Here is a 20441-nt window from a genome sequence, read left to right as displayed (position 1 = left end):
GACCACCGATGTTCCACGTGAAACACGACAGGAGCCGTAGTGACGATCCCGACTGCCGCTGACTTCGCCGAGGAGCCGCTGAGGGCGTCAGCGTCCACTCCCCTCGCGGATCAGGCCGGATACCACGTCGAACTGATGGAACGTCTGGCCTCCACCGGCCGGTACGACCGTCCCCGGAAGACGCGTGTCTTCGTGGTCGCCAACCAGAAGGGCGGCGTGGGCAAGACGACCACGTCGGTGAACCTCGCCGCCGCGATGGCCGCGCGGGGGCTGTCGGTGCTGCTCATCGATCTCGATCCCCAGGGCAACGCGTCCACCGCGGCCGCGATCCCTCACGGGTCGGGCACCCCTGGGACGTACGAGGTCCTCCTCGACGCGCTGCCGATTCAGGACGCGATCCAGACGAGTCCCGACGTCCCGGGTCTGCGCGTGGTCCCGGCCACGATCGACCTCGCGGGCGCGGAGATCGAGCTGGTGATGCTGGAGCAGCGCGAGCGTCGGCTCCGCACGGCCATCGACGACTACCTCGCCGGCCCCGGCCGGGACATCGACTACGTCTTCATCGACTGCCCTCCCTCGCTGGGCCTGCTCACCGTCAACGCGATGGTGGCGGCGCGCGAGGTGCTGATCCCGATCCAGTGTGAGTACTACGCCTTGGAGGGACTGAGCCAGCTGCTCGGCAACATCGAGCTGGTCCAGCAGCACCTGAACTCCGACCTTGACGTCTCGACGATCTTGCTGACGATGCACGACGCCCGAACGAACCTCTCGTCGAGCGTGGCGGCTGAGGTTCGAGGCCATTTCGGCGATCGCGTGCTCTCCACGGCGATTCCGCGCTCGGTGCGCATCAGTGAGGCACCGGGCTACCAGCAGACGATCATCACGTACGATCCGAACTCGACGGGAGCGCTGTCCTACCTGGAGGCTGCTCGCGAGATCACTGAGCGCGGCGCGGCCCTCGCGCAGCAAGGAGCATCGTCATGAGCAACCCCCGACCCGGTCTCGGCCGCGGACTCTCGGCCCTGATCCCCACCTCGCCGGCCCAGGCGAAGGAGTCCGGACTCGCCGAGATCCAGGGGGCCCGACTGCGGGACATCCCCGTGGGCCAGATCTCGCCGAACCCTCGCCAGCCGCGCACGGTGTTCGACGAGGAGGCGATGGGCGAGCTCGTCCACTCCATCAAGGAGATCGGCCTGCTGCAGCCGATCGTGGTGCGCCAGACCGGCGCGGAGACCTATGAGCTGATCATGGGGGAGCGGCGTTGGCGCGCCCACCAGAAGGCCGAGCTGCCGACCATCACGGCAGTCGTGCGCGAGACCACCGACGAGGACCTGCTGCGCGACGCGTTGCTGGAGAACCTGCACCGGTCCGAGCTCAACCCGTTGGAGGAGGCGGCTGCGTACCAGCAGCTGCTCGAGGACTTCGGCTGCACGCAGGAGGAGCTCTCCGAGCGCATCGGGCGCTCCCGTCCCCAGATCACCAACACGATTCGCCTGTTGAAGTTGCCCCCGGCCGTGCAGCGCCGGGTGGCGGCCGGTGTGCTCTCGGCAGGACATGCCCGTGCCCTGTTGTCGGTGCCGAACCCCGACCTGCAGGACCGTCTGGCCTCCCGGGTCGTCGCGGAAGGGATCTCCGTGCGCCAGCTCGAGGAGATCGTCCGCTTCGGCGAGGAGGAGGCCACCCCGGCGGCGCGCAAGCTGTCGACGCGCCCCACCTCGGCGCGGGTCGGCGAGCTCGCACACCGGCTCTCCGAGCGCTTCGACACCCGGGTCAAGGTCGACTTCGGCAAGTCCAAGGGCAAGATCGTGGTCGAGTTCGCCACGATCGGGGACTTGGAGCGCATCGTCGAACTGATGGACCCGGCTCCCGCTCCTCCGCAGTAGTCGAGAAAACAATAAATCCACTTGTCGACAAATCGACAAGTGGATTTATTGATTCAGCAGGTCAGGCCACGAACTCCGAGATCTCGGTGAGGATCGCGGACTTGGGGCGGACGCCCACGATGCTCCGCACGAGCTCGCCCTGGTAATACAGGTTGATCGTGGGAAGGCCGGTCACGCGGTACTGCGCGGGGGTGACCGGGTTGGCGTCGGCGTCCATCTTGACGATGGTCAGCGCGCCCTCCTTCTCGTTCGCGATCTCCTCCAGGATGGGCGCGAGCTGGCGGCACGGGCCGCACCAGGATGCCCAGAAGTCGACGAGGACCGGGCCCTCGGCCTTCAGGACGGTGGACTCGAAGTCGGCGTCGGTGACGGCGGCGATGTCAGCCATGGATTCTCCTCTGGGTGGTGGTGGTCAGTCGGTCAGGGCGACCGCAGGCTCGGGGAAGCCGGCATGCTCGATGTCGGCGAGGAAGCGCTCGGCGTCCAGGGCGGCCTGGCAGCCGGTGCCCGCGGCCGTGATGGCCTGGCGGTAGGTGTGGTCGACGAGGTCGCCCGCGGCGAAGACGCCGCGCAGGTTGGTGGCGGTGGAGCCGGGCTGGACGAGGACGTAGCCCTCGTCGTCGAGGTCGACCTGCCCGGTGAGCAACTCGGAGCGCGGGTCGTGGCCGATCGCGATGAACAGGCCGCTGACGTCGAGCCGGCGGGTCTCCCCGGTGACGGTGTCGCGCAGCGTGACGCCCTCGAGGATGCCGTCGCCGTGGATCTGGTCGACGGCGCTGTTCCACGCGAACTCGAGCTTGTCGTTGGCGTAGGCGCGGTCGGCCATGATCTTGCTGGCGCGCAGCTCGTCGCGACGGTGGATCAGCGTGACCTTGTCGGCGAAGCGGGTGAGGAACAGCGCCTCCTCGACGGCGGAGTCGCCGCCACCGACGACGGCGATGTCCTTGCCGCGGAAGAAGAAGCCGTCGCACGTGGCGCACCAGCTGACGCCGTGCCCGGAGAGCGCGTCCTCGCCCTCGATGCCGAGCTTGCGGTAGCCCGAGCCCATCGCGAGGATCACGGCGTGGGCGCGGTAGGTGTTGCCGTTGGCCAGGGCCACGGTCTTGATGTCGCCGGTGAGGTCGACCGAGGTGACGTCGTCGGACACCAGCTCGGCGCCGAAGCGGTCGGCTTGGGCGCGCAGGTTGTCCATCAGGGCCGGGCCCATGATGCCGTCGGGGAAGCCGGGGAAGTTCTCCACGTCGGTGGTGTTCATCAGGGCGCCACCGGCGGTGACGGAGCCCTCGAACACGAGCGGCTTGAGGTTGGCACGCGCGGCGTAGATGGCGGCGGTGTACCCGGAGGGGCCGGAGCCGATGATGATGAGACTGCGGACGTCGTCGGTCATGGAGGAGCGCTTTCGATCGGGTTCACGTGCTTCAACGGATTCTAGGTGGTGAATGTTCCCTGCCATCGCCGGCGGCTCACCGGCCGCGGACGATCGCGGCGCGGATCTCCCCGCGGTACTCACCCTCGGCGATCCGGGGCAGTCCGCGCAGCCACACGACCACGTACCGCGTGCGGACGTCGCGCGGCAGGGCGACGGAGAGGTCCTCGGCGGCGCCGTTCAGCGTGGCGACCTCGCGCAGGTCGTCGAGCGAGGTCGGCAGCTCGCTGATCGACGACGGGGCGGTCAGGATCGACAGGTCGGTGGGGCTGCCCGCGAGGCGCAGCCGTACCTGCTCGACCTGCCGCACGGTGCCGAGATCGAGGATCAGTCCGACGCCGTCCTTGAGCCCGCCCAGGTCGGCGCGCCCGTAGTAGGTGCTCGTGCGCCACCCGTTGTCGGGATCCTCGTCGAGGATGGCCTCCGCCTGCTCCGGGTTCTCGCTCCCGTCCTCGCCCTGCGGGTCGAAGTCGACGACGCGCGAGACCGGAAGCACCCGCACCGGGACGTCCGGGGCGGACTGGGCGTACGGGTCGCCCTCGCGTCCGGCCTCGCGCCCCACGAGGAACGCCAGCACGCCCGAGAGGATGATCGCCGTCACCAGGCCGAGCAGCACCAGGGCCCGGTCGCCGTGCGTCATCATCTGCATGCGGGCGGCGAATCGCTCGCGGCGCGTGGGCGGCTTGGGCTCGAACGCCTTCGGGCGGCGCCGCGGGGGCTCCAGGCCGGGCGGCGGTCCCGACGGCTCGACCACCGGGTCGAGGCGCAGCAGGTCGGGCGAGGTGACGTCGTAGCCGAGCGGCTCGTCGAAGAGGTCCTCGTCGCCCTCGCGGGCCTCGTAGAGCTCACGCGCGATGTCTCCGGCGGTGGTGAGCGCGTCGTGCGGGTGCCGAGCCGGCTCCAGGATGCGGTCGCAGATGTCGTCGACGTCGCGCAGGACGCCGGCGCGCACCTTCCGCGGCCGCAGGAGGTGCCCGTGCTCGGTGGGAGCGGCCCGCAGCCCGTCGACGTGCCCGCCGGGCCAGCGGCTCACCAGGCACGCGTAGAGCAGCTTGCCGAGGGCCTGCACGTCGGCGGCGCGGTAGGCCGCGAGGTCGTCGTCGGAGTCCTGGTGGTCGGCGGGCGCTAGCGCGGTGGCCACGCCGAGCCCGACGATCCGGACCGCGCCGGACTCCTTCAGCATGATCTGGTGCGGCGTGAGCCGGCGGTGGACGAGGCCGCGGTCGTGCGCGTGGGCGAGCGACTCGGCCACCTCGGCGACGATTGCGGCGGCGCGGCGGTTCGGCAGCGGCGACTGGGCCAGCAGGCGGCTCAGCGGCGTGGCCTTGGCCCACTCGCGCACCACGACGTGGACGCCGTCCTCGTCCTGGAGCAGGTCGAGAACCCGCAGGAACCGGTGGTCGGTGACGCTGGTCGAGCGGCGGGCGGCCTCGAGGAAGTTCGGGCCCCGGGGATCGTCGGCGGGGAGCAGCTCGACCCGCACGTTGCGGTGCAGGACCCGGTCGACAGCACGCCAGTTGGAGGCGCCGAGGCTCTCACTGACCAGGTCGGCGAGCTCGTACCGCGAGGCGAGCACGTCGCCGGAGACGTGGGGTCTCCGGTCGCTCATCAGTCCTCCTCGGCCGGTGCGGGCGCACCACGTCCATCGTACGGGCGTCAGCCACGTCGCATGACGCTTGAGACCACATACCTCAGCTCCTCCACGCGCAGCAGGCGCGCGACCAGAACCGTGGTGGCGGCACCGGCCAGGCCCACCAGGACCAGCTCACCCAGCGCGGACAGCGGCGAGAGGTCGCCCTCGGCCACGAACCGGTCCCAGCCCCAGCGGCCGAGCAGCATCACCGCGGCCGCGGCGGTGCACACGAGCGCGAGCCGGACGACGAAGCGAACCGTCTCGGGGTCGGCCAGCGAGCCGATCCGCCGCGACAGCACCGTGACCGAGATGGCCAGGCCCGCCGTGTACGCCAGTCCGTAGGCCAGGGCCAGCCGCGTGGAGACCTCGATCGGGGCCGCACCGGTGGTGAGCGCGACGGCCAGGCCGATGTTCGCGGCGGCGATGGCCAGCTGGATCCAGAAGGGCGTCCGGGTGTCCTCCAGCGCGTAGAACCCGCGCAGGACGATGTAGTGCGTGCTGAACATGACCAGCGCCAGGGCGAACGCCGAGATGGTCGTCCCGATCGCGTCCGTGTTTCCCCGGGCCGCGCCGAATCCGGCCAGGACCGAGGCGATCGGCAGTCCGAGACAGGCCACCGCGACCGCGATCGGCGCGATCAGCATCAGCGCCAGGCGCAGCGTGCGGCTCAGCTCGAGCCGCATCCGGGCGTAGTCGTGCTCGGCGGCGCGAGCGGCGAGGGTGGGGATGATCGCGGTCGCCAGGGACACGGTGATGACGCCGTGCGGGACCTGGCTGATCAGGAAGCCGACGTCGTAGACGACCTGTCCGGCGCTGGAGACCTTCTGCTTCACACCCTCGATGTCGGCGCCGGACGCGAGCCGGACGATGACGAAGTACGAGATCTGGTTGACGACGATGAACGCCAGGGTCCACGCGCCGAGCCGCAGCGTGTGGCCCAGGCCGACGCCGCGGAAGTCGAAGCGGGGGCGGTAGTGGAAGCCCACCTGACGCAGGAACGGCACCAGCACGAGGGCCTGCACGGCGATGCCGAGCGTCGACCCCAGGCCCAGCAGCCAGGCCTCTCCGGTGCTGAAGCCGTCGGCCGCGCCAGGGCTGGCCACGCCGAAGATCACGGCGTACGCACCCAGCACCGTGAGGGCCACCAGGTTGTTCACGATCGGGGCCCACATCATGGGGCCGAAGCGCTGGCGCGAGTTCAGGATCTGACCGACGAGCACGAACGCGCCGTAGAAGAAGACCTGCGGCATGCACAGCAGCATCAGCAGGTAGGCCGACTCGCGCTGGCGCGTGAACTCGTCGGTGAACATGTCGGGTCCGAACAGCAGGCGCAGCAGGAGCGGTACCGCCACCATCAGCAGGATCGTGGCCACGCCCAGCACGAGCAGGCCCAGGGTGACGATGCGGTTCGCGTAGGCGTCGCCCCCGTCAGGGTCGTTCTTCATGGCGCGCACGAGCTGGGGCACCAGGACGACGTTGAAGATGCCGCCGGCGACCAGGATGTACAGCGAGTTCGGGATCGAGTTCGCGACGTTGAACAGCGAGCCGTTCAATGCGCTGCCGACCACCGCCAGCAGCACGAGCGACCGCAGCAGACCGGTGATGCGCGAGACGATCGTTCCGAGCGCCATCCACGCACTGGCGCGAGCGAGGTTCGGGTCACTCATCGGGGCCCTCGAAGCCGTCGGCCTCCGCCTCGGGCGCCGCGGCCCGGCGGCGCCGGCCCAGGAAGCGCCGGGCCCAGGTGGCGACCACGAGCAGGCCGGCCGCTGCCATCGCGGCCCACACGATGAGGCCCACGTTGCTGCTGCGGATGTTGAACACGGCCGGCTCGCCGAAGGTCACGCCGGCGTCGGTGGCCAGGCGCGCGCTGACCGTGCTCGAGGTCTGGTCTCCGAGATCGACCTGAACCGTGAAGGTGTGACGTTCGCCCGCGTCGATCTCGACGACCTCGATGTCGTCGAGCTTCAGCGAAGGGTTGTCGGCGACCAGGTCGAGCCCCACGCGCACGGTCTTGTCGGTCTCGTTCGCCAGGGTGAGCGGGAAGCCACCGCGGCTGCTCGAGAGAGTGATCGTGGACGGACTGTCGATCGAGATGCTGTCCAGGTCGGACTCGAGCGCCGCGAGCTCGCGACTCACGCGCTGGTCGAGCGCGGTGGTGTTCGGCCGCCAGCGCACCGACATCAGCGCCGCGATGTCGCGGTCGTGATCGGCACGGGTCGGGTCGACCACCACGGAGTCGTGGAGGTCGGCCACCTCCGAGAGGTTCGCGATGGAGTCGAGGGTGGCCGCGCCCAGGGAGCGCGTGTCGACCTCCTCGACCACGTCGCCGCTGTAGTTCAGGGGGGCCGAGCGGGTCAGGTCGGTGGCGGTGACCGGACGGGTGAGGCCGCCCGAGCCGCTCGTGGTCACCGCCTGCGCGATCACCGGACCGCCGGTGGTGCCGGGATCCCAGCTCGGATCGACGATCGTGAGGGCGTCGGACCGCGAGTTCCTGTCGCTCTCGCGCGAGACGGCGCCCAGCGCCGCGTCGGTGAGGATCCGCTGGCGCATCGTCACGGGCGTCTCGCTGCCGGGCACGTCGGGCAGGGCGCCGTTGACGAGCAGCGGCAGGGGCCCGTTGAGCGTCTCGAGGTTCACGACCGACCCCAGGCGGGGCTCCCAGCCGGGCAGGGTCTGGCGCGAGACGAGCGTGGGCCCGTCGCCACGGGCGCGGATGTCCTCGAGCATCGCCAGGGTGGTGCCCGCGATCGTGGGCCACGAGGCCCGCGGGCCGCTCAGGGCGTTGTCGGCCAGGCTGTCGTCGGTGGCCCGGTCCACCCGCTTCCACAGCGTCTCGGCGTTCTCGGGGTAGCGACTCAGGGCGAGCTCGTCGGGGCGGGCGTAGGACACGATCCACGTGGCCGAGTCGAGCGCGAGCCCCCGCAGGTCGGCCAGCCAGTCGGTCACCGCGGCGGTCTCGGCCGCGGTGAGGTCCACTCCCTTGGGCAGGTTCTCGGGATCGGTCAGCCGGGTGAGGTCGTCGAGGATCGAGGGATCCAGCACGATCGAGCGGCCCTCGCGAGGTGTCGCGGCGGCGGCGTCGAGGTAGTGGCGCAACTGCCCCTGCTGCACCGAGCGGGCGGCCTCCTCCAGCTCGCTGCCGTCGGGCTCCCACGTAGGGGTGAACGGCCAGACCAGACCGGCCGGGACGGGCGCGGCGGGATCGGGCACCCAGGGCAGGAAGGTGGTGGCCCGCGCCACCGCGTCGTTCGACCGCTGGCCCTCCTCGTCGGTGGCCAGCACCTGGACGCCGACCGGGTACACCCCGCCCGGGCCCGACAGCCCCAGCCGCGAGACGGGCACCGAGACCGTGAACCGGCGCACCGCTCCCGGGGCGAGGTCGCCGAGCTCGGCGAACGAGCCGGCGTCGATCACGCGCTCGCCGGTGTAGGACTGGCCGTCCTCGATGGCGGACTCGATCTGGCCGCGCGACTGGAACGGGGTGCGCGGGATGACGAGGTAGGCCTGCACCGAGGTCCAGGGCGTGGATCCGGTGTTGCGGACGATGCCGCTCATCGTGATGGTGGCGTCGGCCGACAGCCGCGAGGGCGTCAAGCCGTCGATGCGGACGCCCAGCGAGCCGTCGGACGCGGTGGCGCTCGGGCCCGGAGCACCCACGAGCAGTGACACCGCGACCACGAGGGCGGTCAGCCACGCGCGGATCGTCACCACGTCATCGTAGTGGGAGCGACGTCGGCGTCCGCGGCTGCGACTCAGCGCGCGGCCCACCACGCGCGCAACGCCTCGATCGCCTGCTCCTCGGGCAGCGGACCGCGGTCCATGCGCAGGTCCAGCAGGAACCGGTAGGCCTCGCCGACCTCGCGGCCGGGACCGATGTCCAGGACCTCCATGATGCGGTTGCCGTCGAGGTCGGGGCGGATGGACTGCAGCTCCTCCTGCGCGGCCAGCTGGCCGATGCGCTGCTCCAGCTCGTCGTAGGTGCGCTGGAGGCGCAGCGCCTTGCGCTGGTTGCGGGTGGTGCTGTCGGCGCGGGTGAGGATGTGCAGGCGCTCGAGCTGGTCGCCCGCGTCGCGGACGTAGCGCCGGACCGCGGAGTCGGTCCACTCGCCGGTGCCGTAGCCGTGGAACCGCAGGTGCAGCTCCACGAGCATGGCGACGTCGTCGGTGATCTCGTTGGGGTAGCGCAGCGCGCGCATGCGCTTGCGGGCCAGCTTCGCCCCGACGACGTCGTGGTGGTGGAACGTGACGGTCCCGTCGCCGGTGAACCGCCGGGTGCGCGGCTTGCCGATGTCGTGCAGCAGGGCGGCGAGCCGGATCGTGAGGTCGGGACGCTCCTCGAGCCGGTGCTCGAGCGCGATCGCCTGCTCCAGCACGGTCAGCGAGTGCTCGTAGACGTCCTTGTGGCGGTGGTGCTCGTCGCGCTCCAGCTGCAGCGCGGGCAGCTCGGGCAGCACCCGCTCGGCCAGGCCGGTGTCCACGAGGACGCGCAGGCCCAGGACCGGGTGGTCCGACAGCAGCAGCTTGTTCAGCTCGTCGCGGACCCGCTCGGCCGAGACGATCTGGATGCGATCGGCCATCGCGACCATCGCCTCGGTGACGTCGGGCGCGGCGATGAAGCCGAGCTGGCCGACGAAGCGGGCCGCGCGCATCATCCGCAGCGGGTCGTCGCCGAAGGAGATGTCGGGACCGATCGGCGTGCGCAGGGTGCGGTCGGCGAGGTCGTCGAGTCCGCCGTGGACGTCGACGAACTCCAGACCGGGCAGCCGGACCGCCATCGCGTTCACGGTGAAGTCGCGCCGCGCGAGGTCGTCGTTCAGGTTCGTGCCGAACGCGACGACCGGCTTGCGCGACTGGGGGTCGTACTCGTCGGAGCGGTAGGTGGTGATCTCGAGGGTCTCGGTGCCCTTGCGGACGCCGATCGTGCCGAAGGCCCGGCCGACGTCCCACGTGGTGTCGGCCCAGCCCTTGACGATCCGCTCGATCTCGTCGGGCGAGGCGGAGGTCGTGAAGTCGAGGTCCGTGACGGGCCGGCCCAGCAGTGCGTCGCGCACGGGCCCGCCCACGAGGGCGATCTCGTGGCCGGCGCCGTCGAAACGGGCGCCCAACTCGGTCAGCACAGGATGCGTCGCACCCAACTCGTCGAGGCGCGTCTTCTCGTGCGCGGTCAATTCGGCCACAAGGATCGAGTCTATCGGTCTCGGCGCTGCCTCACGTATGCTGGAGCGCATGGAGAACTGAGATCCCGCCCCGCCCACCCGCGACCCGGAGATCTCCATGTCATCCTTCCTCTCTCTTTCCCATGCCTCGTTCGTGCTGCCCGAGGGGCGCACCATCCTCGACGACCTCACCTTCGGCCTCGGCCCCGGCCGCCACGGGCTGGTCGGCGACAACGGGAGTGGCAAGTCCACGCTGCTGCGTCTGCTGGCCGGCGAGCTCGAGCCCACCTCGGGCTCGGTCGACGCGAGTGGCCGCCGTGCCTACCTCCCCCAGACCCGCGCCTCCGCCGGCGCGACGGTGGCCGATGTCCTGGGCGTCGCACCCGCGCTGGCCGCGCTCGTGCGCATCGAGGGCGGCTCGGTCGACCCCGCCGACTACGACCTCGTCGGCGACGGCTGGGACCTGCCCGATCGCATCGATCGGTGGCTCGGGCAGGTGGGTCTCGCCGGTCTCGGGCCCGAACGACCCGTCTCGGCGGTCTCGGGCGGCGAGGCGACGCTGCTGCGGCTCGCCGGCCTGATGATCGCGGACCCCGCGATCCTGCTGCTCGACGAGCCCACCAACGACCTGGACGCCGACGCCCGCGCGCGGCTCACCCGGATCGTGGACGAGTTCTCCGGTGTCCTCGTGGTCGTCAGCCACGATCGGAGCCTGCTCGAGCGCGTCGACCACATCGGCGAGGTCCGTGGCGGTGCCGTCCGGTGGTTCGGCGGGCCGTTCAGCGACTACGCGGCCGCGATCGAGGCGGAGCAGGAGGCGGCGCTGAGGTCGGTCTCCGCGGCGAAGGCCGACGTCAGGCGCCAGCACCAGGACCTGATGGACCAGCAGGTGAAGCAGGCGAGGCGCGACCGCAAGGGCCGGGCCAACGCCGACAGCCTGCCGAAGATCGTCGCGGGCGCCTACCAGCGCAAGGCGGAGGTGACGTCGGGCCGGCTGCGGGGGATGCACGAGGGCCGGCTCGACGCGTCGCGAACCGCCCTGGCGACGGCGCAGGAGCGCCTGCGTGACGACCGCCGGATCCGGGTGGACCTGCCCGACACGGAGGTCCCGGCCCGTCGGGAGGTGCTGCGATCGGAGGGCGTGGTCCCCGCGTTCGGGACGTCGCACCCCTTCGACCTCGACCTGCGGGGGCCCGAGCGGATCGCGCTCGTGGGGCGCAACGGCGCGGGAAAGTCCTCACTGCTGCGCGCGCTGCTCGGGCTGCAGGAGCCGAGGGCCGGAAAGTCGGTGGTCCACGTGCCGTGGCGGTACCTGCCGCAGGGCGTCGACCTGCTCGACCCGGAGCGGACGGTGCTAGAGAACGTGCGGGACGCGGCGCCCGAGGCCGACCCGGGCACGGTGCGGGCCCAGCTGGCGCGCTTCCTGTTCCGCGGGAACGCCGTGGACCAGGTGACGTCCACGCTGTCGGGCGGCGAGCGGTGGCGCGCCACCCTGGCCAGCCTGCTGCTGGCGACCCCGGCACCGCAGCTGCTCGTCCTCGACGAGCCCACCAACAACCTCGACCTCGCGAGCATCGCGCACCTGACCGAGGTGATCGACTCCTACCGCGGGGCCATTCTGGTGGTCAGCCACGACGCGGCGTTCCTCGCCGACCTGTCGCTGGACCGCACGATCGAGGTCACCCGCCATGTCCCCTCCTGACCGGGGAGACTTCGCACCGTCAGGGCACGAGAAAGGGGGCCGGCCCACCGGGCCGGCCCCCTCACGTGTCGTGCGTCAGCCCTGCAGGGCGAAGCAGGGCTCGGTGTACTCGTAGCCCTCGGCCGTCGGACCGGCCGACATCTCCTGGACGATCGAGACGCCGGTCGGCGCCTCCTTGTCGACCCCACCGATGACGCTCTGGCGCCAGGCCACGTCGTTCGGCTCACCGGTCTGGTTGAACGCCTCGTCGGGCAGCATGCCCTCGTAGTCGACGCTGTCCAGCTCGGTCGAGGCCTTCACCACGTTCTCGCGGGTGATGCCGCCGTCCATGTCGGCCGCGGCCTTGAGCGCGGCGAGCAGCGGGTACTCCCACACCCAACCGGAGGTGTAGCCGTCGCTCGGCGAGTCCACGTCGGCGAGCGCGTCACGCATGGCCGCGTGACCGTCCGACTCGGTGCCCCACGGGCCCCACGGAGCCGCCTGGAAGTACATCGCCTCGAGCGCCGGAGCGGCCTCGGTCTGCAGCAGGGCCGGGTTCCACGTGGGGCTGGACCCCACGACGGTGCCCTTCCACCCCTGCGCGGCCGCGCCACCGAGGATCGTGGCCATCTCGGCCGGACCGGTGGTGACGTAGATCAGGTCGGGCTTCTCCTTCAACACCGCCGCGACGGCGCCGGCCTGGTTGTCCTGGCCGGTCGCGGTCTCGATGGCCTTGAAGTCGAGGTTGTTGGCCTCGGCCGCCGCCTCGACGCCCGCCGCCGCGTCTCCGCCGTAGTCGTTCGGGTAGTGGATCGCGAGCACCTTGCCCTTGACGCCACGGTTCTTCACGGCCCAGTCGACGCCGTTCATGGCCTCGAAGCAGTAGTTCGCGCCCGACTGGAGGATCTGGTCCTCGAAGTCCCACGCGGAGTTCCACGAGGCCGGCACGCCGACGACGTTGTCGGACTTCATGTCCTCCAGGATCGCCAGGGTCTGCGAGGAGCCCAGCGTCTGACCCAGCGCCAGGATGTCGTTGCGCATCTCCTGGTACTTCTTGTTGTGGATCTCCGGGTTGTACTCGGCGTCAGCCACGTACTTGTCGATGTTGACGTCGTAGCCGCCCACGCCGCCGTCCTGGTTGACCTTGTTCCAGAAGGCCTTCTGGGCCTCGGTGATCGGAACGGCCAGCGGAGCGAACGGGCCCTTGGTGAGGTCGGAGATCGCACCCAGGTAGATGCAGCCGTTGTCCTCGTTCACGGCCTCGGGACAGGCCTCCTCGGTGATGCCAGGTCCTGAGGCACTGTCCTCGTCGCCTCCGCCACGGCAGCCTGCCAGCACGAGGGCCGCCACCGCCGCACCGGCGACCACGCGGGCCCACTGTCGGTGTTGCTTCATCTTTTTCCTCCTGGGTGGTTCGACGGTGCGGTTGCACCGCCACGGCCTCGCGGCCGGGGTCTAGTAGGAGAAGGGCCAGCCCTTCCAGTAGTTGCGGATCCGGGTCCATATCCCGAAGAGTCCGCGCGGCTCGAAGATCAGGAAGCCCATGATCAACAGGCCGTAGAGGATCGCCTCGAGCTGGAACACGGTCAGCAGCTCGCCCGGCACGTAGTGCGCGATGAACTGGCTGATCCGCGGCAGCAGGGCGATGAAGAGCGCGCCCATGATCGATCCGCTGATGGTGGCGACGCCGCCGATCAGCACCATGGCGAGGTACTGGATCGACAGCAGCAGGCTGAACGCGCCGGGCTCGAAGACGCCGATCACGGCGTAGTACAGCGCTCCGGTGACGCCGGCGAAGAACGACGACATCGCGAACGCCATCATCTTGTACTTCGTCAGGTCGACACCGATCACGGCGGCGGCCACGTCGCGGTCGCGCACGGCGCCGAACGCGCGGCCCACTCCCGAGCGGGCGATGTTGCGGCCGAGGATCGCGAAGATGATGAGGAACACCAGTGCGAGGAAGAACTGGGCCTGCCCGCGGGAGACCCCGGCGATGGGCTCCATCGCCGAGAAGTCGATGCCGAACAGCTCCAGCTCGGCACCGCGGCGGCCGACGCCGGGCCCGCCGGTGATGTTGCGCGCCTCACGGAAGATGTGGTCACCCAGGAACACCAGGCCGAGTGTGACGATCGCGAGGTAGAGACCGCGGAGCCGCACCGCGAGCGGCCCGACCAGCAGTCCGGCGAGCGCGGCGACGATGCCGCCGGCCGGCAGCCAGATCCACATCGGCAGGCCGTACCCGAGCACGGCGCTGTCGGGATCGCCGCCCAGCACCGCTCCGGTGTAGGCGCCGACGCCGATGAAGAAGGCGTGGCCCAGCGAGACCTGGCCGGCGTAGCCGGTGACCAGGTTCAGCCCGATCGCGCCGACGGCGGAGATCATGCCGAGCGTGAGCACCTGCAGCAGGTCGTCGGTGAGCAGGAAGGGCACGAGGAACGAGGCGATGACGATCCCGATGACACCGCGCCGCTTGGCGGGGGTGTTGGCCAGGGTGAGGTCCTGGTCGTAGCTCGTCCGCAGCAGCGGGCGGCCGCGCAGGCCGGTGGACTTCCGGGCCTGCTTCGAGGGCGCTGAGCGCAGCACGGTGCTCATACCCGCTCCACCTCCTTCGTGCCGAAGAGTCCATAGGGTTTGACCAGCAACACCACGAACATCAGTGCGTAGGGCGCGACGAGCGCGAAGTTGTTGCCCAGCCAGGGGGCCACGTCGGGCTGGTACACCGCGGTGAGCGACTCGACCACCCCCACGGCGAGCCCGCCGATGACGGCGCCCGGGATGCTGTCGAGGCCGCCGATGATGATGGCCGGCAGCGCCTTGAGCGCGATGATCCAGGTGTTCTGCTCGAGGCCGGCGCCCGTGGCGGCGACGAAGGTGCCGGCGATGGCCGCCAGCCCTCCGGCGATCGCCCAGGCCAGGGCGAAGATCGCGCCGACGCGGATGCCCTGCGCGAGCGCCGTCTCCTGGCTCAGGGCGGTGGCCCGCATCGCCAGGCCGGTCTTGGCGTAGCGGAAGAACAGCGCCAGGGCGATGACCGTGACCGCGGTGACCGCCATCAGGCCGACGCGCTGGTGCGAGATCGACAGGCCCCAGAACTCGTAGCGCTCACTGCCGCCGGGGTAGGGCACCGAGCGCGGGTCCGGACCCATGTACCGGTTCGCGAAGATGCGCAGCACGATGTCGACGCCGATCGTGATGATCGCGAGCGTGAACACCGGCTTGCCCACCATCGGTCGCAGCGCGAGGCGCTCGACGAGCATGCCCAGGAGGGCGCCGAGGATGATCGCGACGATCAGGGCGGGCCAGAAGCCCAGGCCCCACTCGCTGGTGGCGTGGTACGCGAAGAGTCCACCGCAGACCATCAGCGCCGGCTGGGCGAAGCTGATCACGTGCGTGGCCTTGTAGATCATCACGTAGCCCAGGGCCAGCAGGGCATAGATCGACCCCTGCGCCAGACCGCTGAGCAAGGACTGGAAGAACGTCGTCATGCCGTCACCTCCTGGGAAAGGGCACGGTAGGTAGGTGCCGGCATGACCGATTCCATGCTCACTCGCTGTCGCTCGTTCATGCCTTCACCTCGTGAGCGGCGCGGTCGGTGTCGGAGTAGAGGCCTTCGATGGCCTCGGCGAACCGCTCGTTGATGGCCGAGCGCTTGATCTTCTGGGTGGCGGTCAGCTCGCCCTCCTCGTGATCGAGCTCCTTCGGCAGCATCGCGAAGCGCTTGATCGTCTCCACGCTGGCGAACTTGCGGTTGGTCTCGTCGACGACCGACTGCACGAGCTCGATCACCTCGGGCTTCTCGGAGAGGTCGCGGTAGGTCGTGAACCCGAGCTTGCGGGCCTGGGCCCAGTTGCCCACCGTGTCGAGCTCGATGCCGATCAGCGCCGTCAGGTACTTGCGACGGTCGCCGATGACGATCGCCTCCTTGATGTACGGGGACGACTTGAGGCTGTTCTCGATCTCGCTGGGGCTGATGTTCTTGCCGCCTGCCGTGATGATGATGTCCTTGATCCGATCGGTGATCTTGATGTGCGTGCCGTCGACCCACTCGCCGACGTCTCCGGTGTGCAGCCAGCCGTCGGCGTCGACCGTCTTCGCCGTCGCCTCGGGGTTGTTCCAGTAGCCCGCGAACGTGCCGGCGTGACGGGTGAGGATCTCGCCGGTCTCGTCGTCGATCCGGATCTCGGCGCCCACCTGGGGCTCGCCGACGGTGCCGACCTTGACGCGTCCGGCCATGTTCGCCGTGGCGATCGCGGAGTTCTCGGTCATGCCGTAGACCTCGTGCATGGGGATGCCGATGCCCATGAAGAACTCCAGCACCTCCGGGGCGATCGGGGCGGCGCCCGACGCGGCGTAGCGGACCTTGGCCAGGCCGAGGCGCTCGCGCAGGGGGCGGTAGAGGCAGACCCAGCCGATCGCGTAGACCGCCTTGGTGGCCGCGGTGTGGTTGCCCTGGTTCTCCACGAGCGTGCGCCCGATCCAGGCCGCCCGCTTCATCCAGAAGTCGAAGTTCTTGCGCTTGAGCCAGGAGGCACCGCTCATCCGGATGTGCACGCCGGCGGCGATCTTCTCCCAGATGCGGGGCACGCCGAACAGCAGCGTGGGCTGCACCTCGCGCAGGGCCTGCTGGACCGTCTCGATCGACTCGGCGAAGTTCACCTGCGAGCCGACGGCGGCGTTGAACCACGTGGTGAACACGCGCTCGGCCACGTGGCACAGCGGCAGGTAGGAGACGACGAGGTCGCGGTCGCTGGCCGGCGGGTCGACGAACGCGCCGCCGCTCTGGAGCGTCTCGATGACGAACTCGATGTTCGAGATCGACAGCATCGCGCCCTTCGGCGGGCCCGTGGTGCCGGACGTGTAGACGAGCGTCGCGAGGTCGCCGGGCTCGGCAGCCTCGACTCGCTCGGTGACGGCACCGGGGTGGTCGGTGCGGTGCTGCTCACCGAGGGCGAGGAAGTTGTCCCACGACATGAGGCGCGGGTCGTCGTAGCGACCCTCGATGCCGCGCGGGTCGATGTAGACCACGGTGCGCAGGTCGGGCAGCTCGTCCGCGATCTCGAGGTACTTGTCGATCTGCTCCTGGTCCTCCGCGATGAGGACGCAGGCGCCGGAGTCGCGCAGGACGTGCAGCACCTCGGGCGCGGGGTTGGTCGGGTAGAGGCCCACCGTGCCGGCGCGGACGGCGGTGATGCCGACGTCGGACCACAGCCACTCGCACCGGTTCTCGCTGTGGACGGCGACGCGGTCGCCGATCTCGACGCCGAGCGCGAGCAGGGCGTGGCCCACGAGCTCGGAGCGGTCCCAGTAGTCGGCCCAGGTGACCTCCTCCCAGAGGCCGTAGTTCTTCTCACGCATCGCGATGCGGTCGGGCGTCTCCTCGGCGCGGGTGCGGATGCGGCGCGCCAGGGTGTTCGTTGCGGTGGTGTTCATGCGAGCTCCCCCTGCACCTCGGCCAGCGTGGCGTCGTCGACCGGGCCGAGGTAGGCGCGGATGACGTCGGGGTGCGACTGCACCTCGTGCGGCGTGCCGGTGGCCACCGGCTTGCCGAAGTCCATCGCCATGACCCGGTCGGCCAGGTCCATCACGAGTCCCATGTCGTGCTCGACGAGGATCATCGGGATGTGCAGCTCGTTGCGGATGTCGAGGATGAACCGGGCCATGTCCTCGGTCTCCTCGCCGTTCATGCCGGCGACCGGCTCGTCGAGCAGCAGCAGCTTCGGCTCCATCGCGAGGGCGCGGCCGAGCTCGATGCGCTTCTGGATGCCGTAGGGCAGCATCCCGACGGGCAGCTGGCGGTAGCCCTCGATCTCGAGGAAGTCGATGATCTCCTCGACGCGGCGCCGGTTGCGGACCTCGGCGTGCTTGGCCTTGCCGAGCCAAGCCACCGCGGAGGGCCAGCCGTAGCCGACGTGCGCGTGGCGGCCGAGCATGAGGTTGTCGACGACGTCGAGGTTCTCGAACAGCTCGATGTTCTGGAACGTGCGAGCCATGCCGAGGTTTGCGATCTTGTGCGGGCGCATGCCGCGGATGTCAGTGCCGGCGAAGTCGACCGTGCCCTGCTGCGGCCGGTAGACACCGGACAGGACGTTGAAGATCGAGGTCTTGCCGGCGCCGTTCGGGCCGATCACCGCGAAGAGCTCGTTGTCGAAGACGTCGAAGTCGACGCCCTGCAGGGCCTTGACCCCGCTGAACGACAACTCGACGCCTCGGACACTCACGACAGGTTCAGACAAGGGACCCTCCGGGACGGGACGGTGTGGAAAGAGAATGGTGGTGGGGGGACGCGGAGGTCACGAGAGCCAGCGCTTCCTGCGCTTGTAGTGCTTCACGTCGCGGTAGCTGGTGGCCATGTCGCCGCGGCCGAGGTAGAAGTCGCGGATGTCCTCGTCGTCGAGGAGCTCGGCGGCCGGCTTGTCCATCACGATCTTCCCGTGCTCCATGACGTAGCCGTGCTGTGCGATCGAGAGCGCCATCGTGGCGTTCTGCTCGACCAGCAGCACCGTGGTGCCGCGCTCGTTGATCTGGACGACGATGTCCTTGATCTGCGCGACGATGCGCGGGGCGAGGCCCAGGCTCGGCTCGTCGAGGAGCAGGATCTCGGGCTGGGCGACCAGCGCGCGGCCCATCGCGAGCATCTGCTGCTCGCCGCCTGAGAGGTAGCCCGCGGTCTTCTTGCGGCGCTCCTTCAGCACGGGGAAGAGCTCGTAGACCTCCTCGATGCCCTCCGAGAGGTTGCCGCGGCGCGTGTGGCCGCCGACGCGCAGGTTCTCCTCCACGGTGAACTCGCTGAACACGCGTCGGCCCTCGAGGACCTGACCCAGGCCTGCGGCCACGATCTTCGGCGCGTCGGCCGTGTGGATCGGGGTGTCGCGCAGCCGGACCTCGCCCTTGGTGATCTCGCCGTCGTGGATGTCGAGCAGGCCCGAGAGGGCGCGCAGCAGAGTCGTCTTGCCGGCGCCGTTGGCTCCCAGGAGGGCCACGATCTGGCCTTCCGGAACCGACAGGCTCACGCCGCGCAGGACCAGGATGACGTCGTTGTAGACGACTTCCAGGTTCTTGACCGTCAGCAAACCTTCACTCCCTCTGAATTGTTGGCAGCCCCCTCAACTGAAGGTGACGCAATCCTCACATACGTTGTGAGTCAAGTCACTATATATCTACACTCGGTGTGTCGAAAGTCTGCGGGGTACCCTCTCCGCCACGATGGAGCGGTGGGAGCAATGGAATACCGGCAGACCGACGGTCGGATGCAGCGCAGCGAGCGCACGCGGGCCCTCATCCTCCAGGCGCACGCCGACCTCCTGCGCGAGGGTGTCCTCAAGCCGACGGCAGCGCTGATCTCCGAGCGTGCGGGAGTCTCGCGCCGCACGCTGTGGTCGAACTTCCACGACATGGAGAGCCTGCTGGGCGCCACCGTGGACTACTGGTTCCGCCTCGACGACCAGCTAAGAACGGTGATCGACCCGGACACCCCGCTGGAGGATCGGATCAACCGGTTCTGCGCCGAGCGCGAGCGGCGCCTGGTGAACATCGCCCCCGCCGCCCGCGCGGCCGTGCTGGGCGAGCCGGTCTCCCCGGCCCTGCAGGCCAGTCGGCGCGGTCACATCGGGCGGGTGCGCTCCGACATCGAGAACGCGTTCGCGACCGAGCTCGCGAAGGCCGACGACCCCACGCAGCTCGTGGACGCGATCACGGTCGCCACGAGCTGGAACGCCTGGTCACTGATGTTCGACGACCACGGTTACCCCGCCCCCCACTGCCGTGAGGTGATGGAGCGCGCCGTGCGCGCCCTGCTCGCCGCGGTGTGAGACCGCTCGACCGAGCGGTTCAGCCGCGGGCGCCGAGGGCGGCCGCGCCGATGATCCCGGCGTTGTTGCGGTGCTCGGCCGGCACGATGGGCGTGCGCAGGTCCAGCAGCGGCAGGAACTTCTCGCTGTTCTTGCTCACGCCGCCGCCGACGACGAAGAGGTCGGGCGACAGGATCCGCTCGAGGTGGCTGAAGTACACCTGCAGGCGGTCGGCCCAGTCCTCCCACGTGAGGTCCTCGCGCTCGCGCGCGCTCGTGGCGCACCACTTCTCCGCGTTGGGGTGACCCGCCACCTCGAGGTGGCCGAACTCGGTGTTGGGCACCAGCGTGCCGGCGTTGATGAGGGCCGAGCCGATCCCGGTGCCCAGAGTGATGACGCAGACGAGGCCGTCCTCCTCGCGGGCGGCGCCGTGGTCGTTCTCCGCCACACCGGCGGCATCGGCGTCGTTCACCACGTGGACGCGGCGGCCGAGGACCTCGGTGAAGAGGGCGTCCACGTCGGTGTCGATCCAGGTGGGGTCGATGTTCGCCGCCGACCGGGCCACGCCGTGCTGCACGACCGCGGGGATGGCCACGCCGATCTGCGGCACGTCGGCCGCGTCGGGGAAGTTGTCGACGATCTGCTTCGCGACCTCGGCCACGGCTCGGGGAGTGGCGGGCTGGGGTGTGGGGATGCGGAACCGCTCGCCCACGAGGCTGCCCGAGTCGAGGTCGACCGGTGCCCCCTTCGTTCCCGTGCCGCCGATGTCGATGCCGAAGCCCAAAGCCATGACCAGAACCCTAGCCCTCGACGGGCCGTGCCGGCCGCGCACACCGGACACGACCGTCCGTTCGTGGCACTCGGTGATC

At 70.1% G+C, this 20441-nt stretch carries 17 protein-coding genes; 4 read left to right on the top strand and 13 right to left on the bottom strand.

Annotated elements, in window-relative coordinates; all coding sequences use genetic code 11:
* Window positions 1–39 precede the first annotated feature (39 nt).
* Both ACY1JX_RS10010 and ACY1JX_RS10005 read left to right on the top strand, forming a co-directional pair.
* Complete coding sequence (locus ACY1JX_RS10010) at window positions 40–984, top strand: ParA family protein (RefSeq protein WP_376785978.1); 945 nt, start codon at window positions 40–42, stop codon at window positions 982–984.
* Window positions 981–1883, top strand: coding sequence for a ParB/RepB/Spo0J family partition protein (locus ACY1JX_RS10005; RefSeq protein WP_286930699.1), 903 nt, complete (start codon window positions 981–983; stop codon window positions 1881–1883). Before ACY1JX_RS10010 ends, ACY1JX_RS10005 begins: the two co-directional genes overlap by 4 nt.
* 61 nt (window positions 1884–1944) lie before the next feature.
* Here the strand turns inward: ACY1JX_RS10005 and trxA are convergent, their stop codons facing one another.
* The 6 genes from trxA to ACY1JX_RS09975 form a co-directional block, all read right to left on the bottom strand.
* On the bottom strand, window positions 1945–2271 hold the full coding sequence (gene trxA / locus ACY1JX_RS10000) for a thioredoxin (RefSeq protein ID WP_078699626.1): 327 nt from the start codon (window positions 2269–2271) through the stop codon (window positions 1945–1947).
* Window positions 2272–2295: 24 nt separating this feature from the next.
* Window positions 2296–3270, bottom strand: a complete 975-nt coding sequence (gene trxB, locus ACY1JX_RS09995; protein WP_286930698.1) for a thioredoxin-disulfide reductase — start codon at window positions 3268–3270, stop codon at window positions 2296–2298.
* A gap of 76 nt (window positions 3271–3346) precedes the next feature.
* Entirely contained in the window at window positions 3347–4918 is a 1572-nt protein-coding gene (locus ACY1JX_RS09990) for a protein kinase family protein (protein WP_286930697.1), read from the bottom strand.
* Window positions 4919–4965: 47 nt separating this feature from the next.
* Window positions 4966–6609: a murein biosynthesis integral membrane protein MurJ gene (gene murJ, locus ACY1JX_RS09985; protein WP_286930696.1), complete on the bottom strand. Its 1644-nt coding sequence runs from the start codon at window positions 6607–6609 to the stop codon at window positions 4966–4968.
* Entirely contained in the window at window positions 6602–8653 is a 2052-nt protein-coding gene (locus ACY1JX_RS09980) for a DUF6049 family protein (protein ID WP_462563881.1), read from the bottom strand. Before ACY1JX_RS09980 ends, murJ begins: the two co-directional genes overlap by 8 nt.
* 44 nt (window positions 8654–8697) lie before the next feature.
* Window positions 8698–10173 (bottom strand): CCA tRNA nucleotidyltransferase, encoded by a 1476-nt coding sequence (locus tag ACY1JX_RS09975; protein WP_462563880.1) that lies wholly within the window; start codon window positions 10171–10173, stop codon window positions 8698–8700.
* Between the two features lie 46 nt (window positions 10174–10219).
* On the opposite strand from ACY1JX_RS09975, the gene ACY1JX_RS09970 reads away from it, so the two are divergent.
* Entirely contained in the window at window positions 10220–11803 is a 1584-nt protein-coding gene (locus ACY1JX_RS09970) for an ABC-F family ATP-binding cassette domain-containing protein (protein WP_462563879.1), read from the top strand.
* Between the two features lie 75 nt (window positions 11804–11878).
* Here the strand turns inward: ACY1JX_RS09970 and ACY1JX_RS09965 are convergent, their stop codons facing one another.
* The 6 genes from ACY1JX_RS09965 to ACY1JX_RS09940 form a co-directional block, all read right to left on the bottom strand.
* A complete protein-coding gene (locus ACY1JX_RS09965; protein WP_286930693.1) occupies window positions 11879–13177 on the bottom strand; it encodes an ABC transporter substrate-binding protein in 1299 nt (432 codons plus the stop codon).
* Window positions 13178–13237: 60 nt separating this feature from the next.
* On the bottom strand, window positions 13238–14377 hold the full coding sequence (locus ACY1JX_RS09960) for a branched-chain amino acid ABC transporter permease (RefSeq protein WP_181753583.1): 1140 nt from the start codon (window positions 14375–14377) through the stop codon (window positions 13238–13240).
* Window positions 14374–15270: a branched-chain amino acid ABC transporter permease gene (locus ACY1JX_RS09955; protein ID WP_078699635.1), complete on the bottom strand. Its 897-nt coding sequence runs from the start codon at window positions 15268–15270 to the stop codon at window positions 14374–14376. The genes ACY1JX_RS09960 and ACY1JX_RS09955 overlap by 4 nt, the downstream gene beginning before the upstream one ends.
* A gap of 76 nt (window positions 15271–15346) precedes the next feature.
* Window positions 15347–17215: an AMP-dependent synthetase/ligase gene (locus tag ACY1JX_RS09950; RefSeq protein ID WP_462563878.1), complete on the bottom strand. Its 1869-nt coding sequence runs from the start codon at window positions 17213–17215 to the stop codon at window positions 15347–15349.
* Complete coding sequence (locus ACY1JX_RS09945; protein WP_231949000.1) at window positions 17212–18003, bottom strand: ABC transporter ATP-binding protein; 792 nt, start codon at window positions 18001–18003, stop codon at window positions 17212–17214. Before ACY1JX_RS09945 ends, ACY1JX_RS09950 begins: the two co-directional genes overlap by 4 nt.
* A 72-nt stretch (window positions 18004–18075) precedes the next feature.
* Window positions 18076–18855, bottom strand: coding sequence for an ABC transporter ATP-binding protein (locus tag ACY1JX_RS09940; RefSeq protein WP_078699638.1), 780 nt, complete (start codon window positions 18853–18855; stop codon window positions 18076–18078).
* 141 nt (window positions 18856–18996) lie between these two features.
* On the opposite strand from ACY1JX_RS09940, the gene ACY1JX_RS09935 reads away from it, so the two are divergent.
* The gene (locus ACY1JX_RS09935) at window positions 18997–19593 is read left to right on the top strand and encodes a TetR/AcrR family transcriptional regulator (protein ID WP_462563877.1); all 597 of its coding nucleotides are present in this window, start codon (window positions 18997–18999) and stop codon (window positions 19591–19593) included.
* A 19-nt stretch (window positions 19594–19612) separates the two neighbouring features.
* On the opposite strand, the gene ppgK is transcribed toward ACY1JX_RS09935, so the two are convergent.
* Complete coding sequence (ppgK, locus tag ACY1JX_RS09930) at window positions 19613–20362, bottom strand: polyphosphate--glucose phosphotransferase (protein ID WP_181753589.1); 750 nt, start codon at window positions 20360–20362, stop codon at window positions 19613–19615.
* Window positions 20363–20441 lie beyond the last annotated feature (79 nt).

Source organism: Aeromicrobium sp. JP4, assembly GCF_054957925.1.
This window is presented reverse-complemented; position numbering and strand designations above follow the sequence as displayed.

Bases quoted from the DNA above. Each gene is read 5' to 3' on its own strand.
- ACY1JX_RS10005 (WP_286930699.1), top strand. From the start codon at position 981: ATGAGCAACCCCCGACCCGGTCTCGGCCGCGGACTCTCGGCCCTGATC.
- trxA (WP_078699626.1), bottom strand. From the start codon at position 2,271: ATGGCTGACATCGCCGCCGTCACCGACGCCGACTTCGAGTCCACCGTC.
- trxB (WP_286930698.1), bottom strand. From the start codon at position 3,270: ATGACCGACGACGTCCGCAGTCTCATCATCATCGGCTCCGGCCCCTCC.
- ACY1JX_RS09990 (WP_286930697.1), bottom strand. From the start codon at position 4,918: ATGAGCGACCGGAGACCCCACGTCTCCGGCGACGTGCTCGCCTCGCGG.
- murJ (WP_286930696.1), bottom strand. From the start codon at position 6,609: ATGAGTGACCCGAACCTCGCTCGCGCCAGTGCGTGGATGGCGCTCGGA.
- ACY1JX_RS09975 (WP_462563880.1), bottom strand. From the start codon at position 10,173: ATGCGCTCCAGCATACGTGAGGCAGCGCCGAGACCGATAGACTCGATC.
- ACY1JX_RS09970 (WP_462563879.1), top strand. From the start codon at position 10,220: ATGTCATCCTTCCTCTCTCTTTCCCATGCCTCGTTCGTGCTGCCCGAG.
- ACY1JX_RS09965 (WP_286930693.1), bottom strand. From the start codon at position 13,177: ATGAAGCAACACCGACAGTGGGCCCGCGTGGTCGCCGGTGCGGCGGTG.
- ACY1JX_RS09960 (WP_181753583.1), bottom strand. From the start codon at position 14,377: ATGAGCACCGTGCTGCGCTCAGCGCCCTCGAAGCAGGCCCGGAAGTCC.
- ACY1JX_RS09955 (WP_078699635.1), bottom strand. From the start codon at position 15,270: ATGACGACGTTCTTCCAGTCCTTGCTCAGCGGTCTGGCGCAGGGGTCG.
- ACY1JX_RS09950 (WP_462563878.1), bottom strand. From the start codon at position 17,215: ATGAACACCACCGCAACGAACACCCTGGCGCGCCGCATCCGCACCCGC.
- ppgK (WP_181753589.1), bottom strand. From the start codon at position 20,362: ATGGCTTTGGGCTTCGGCATCGACATCGGCGGCACGGGAACGAAGGGG.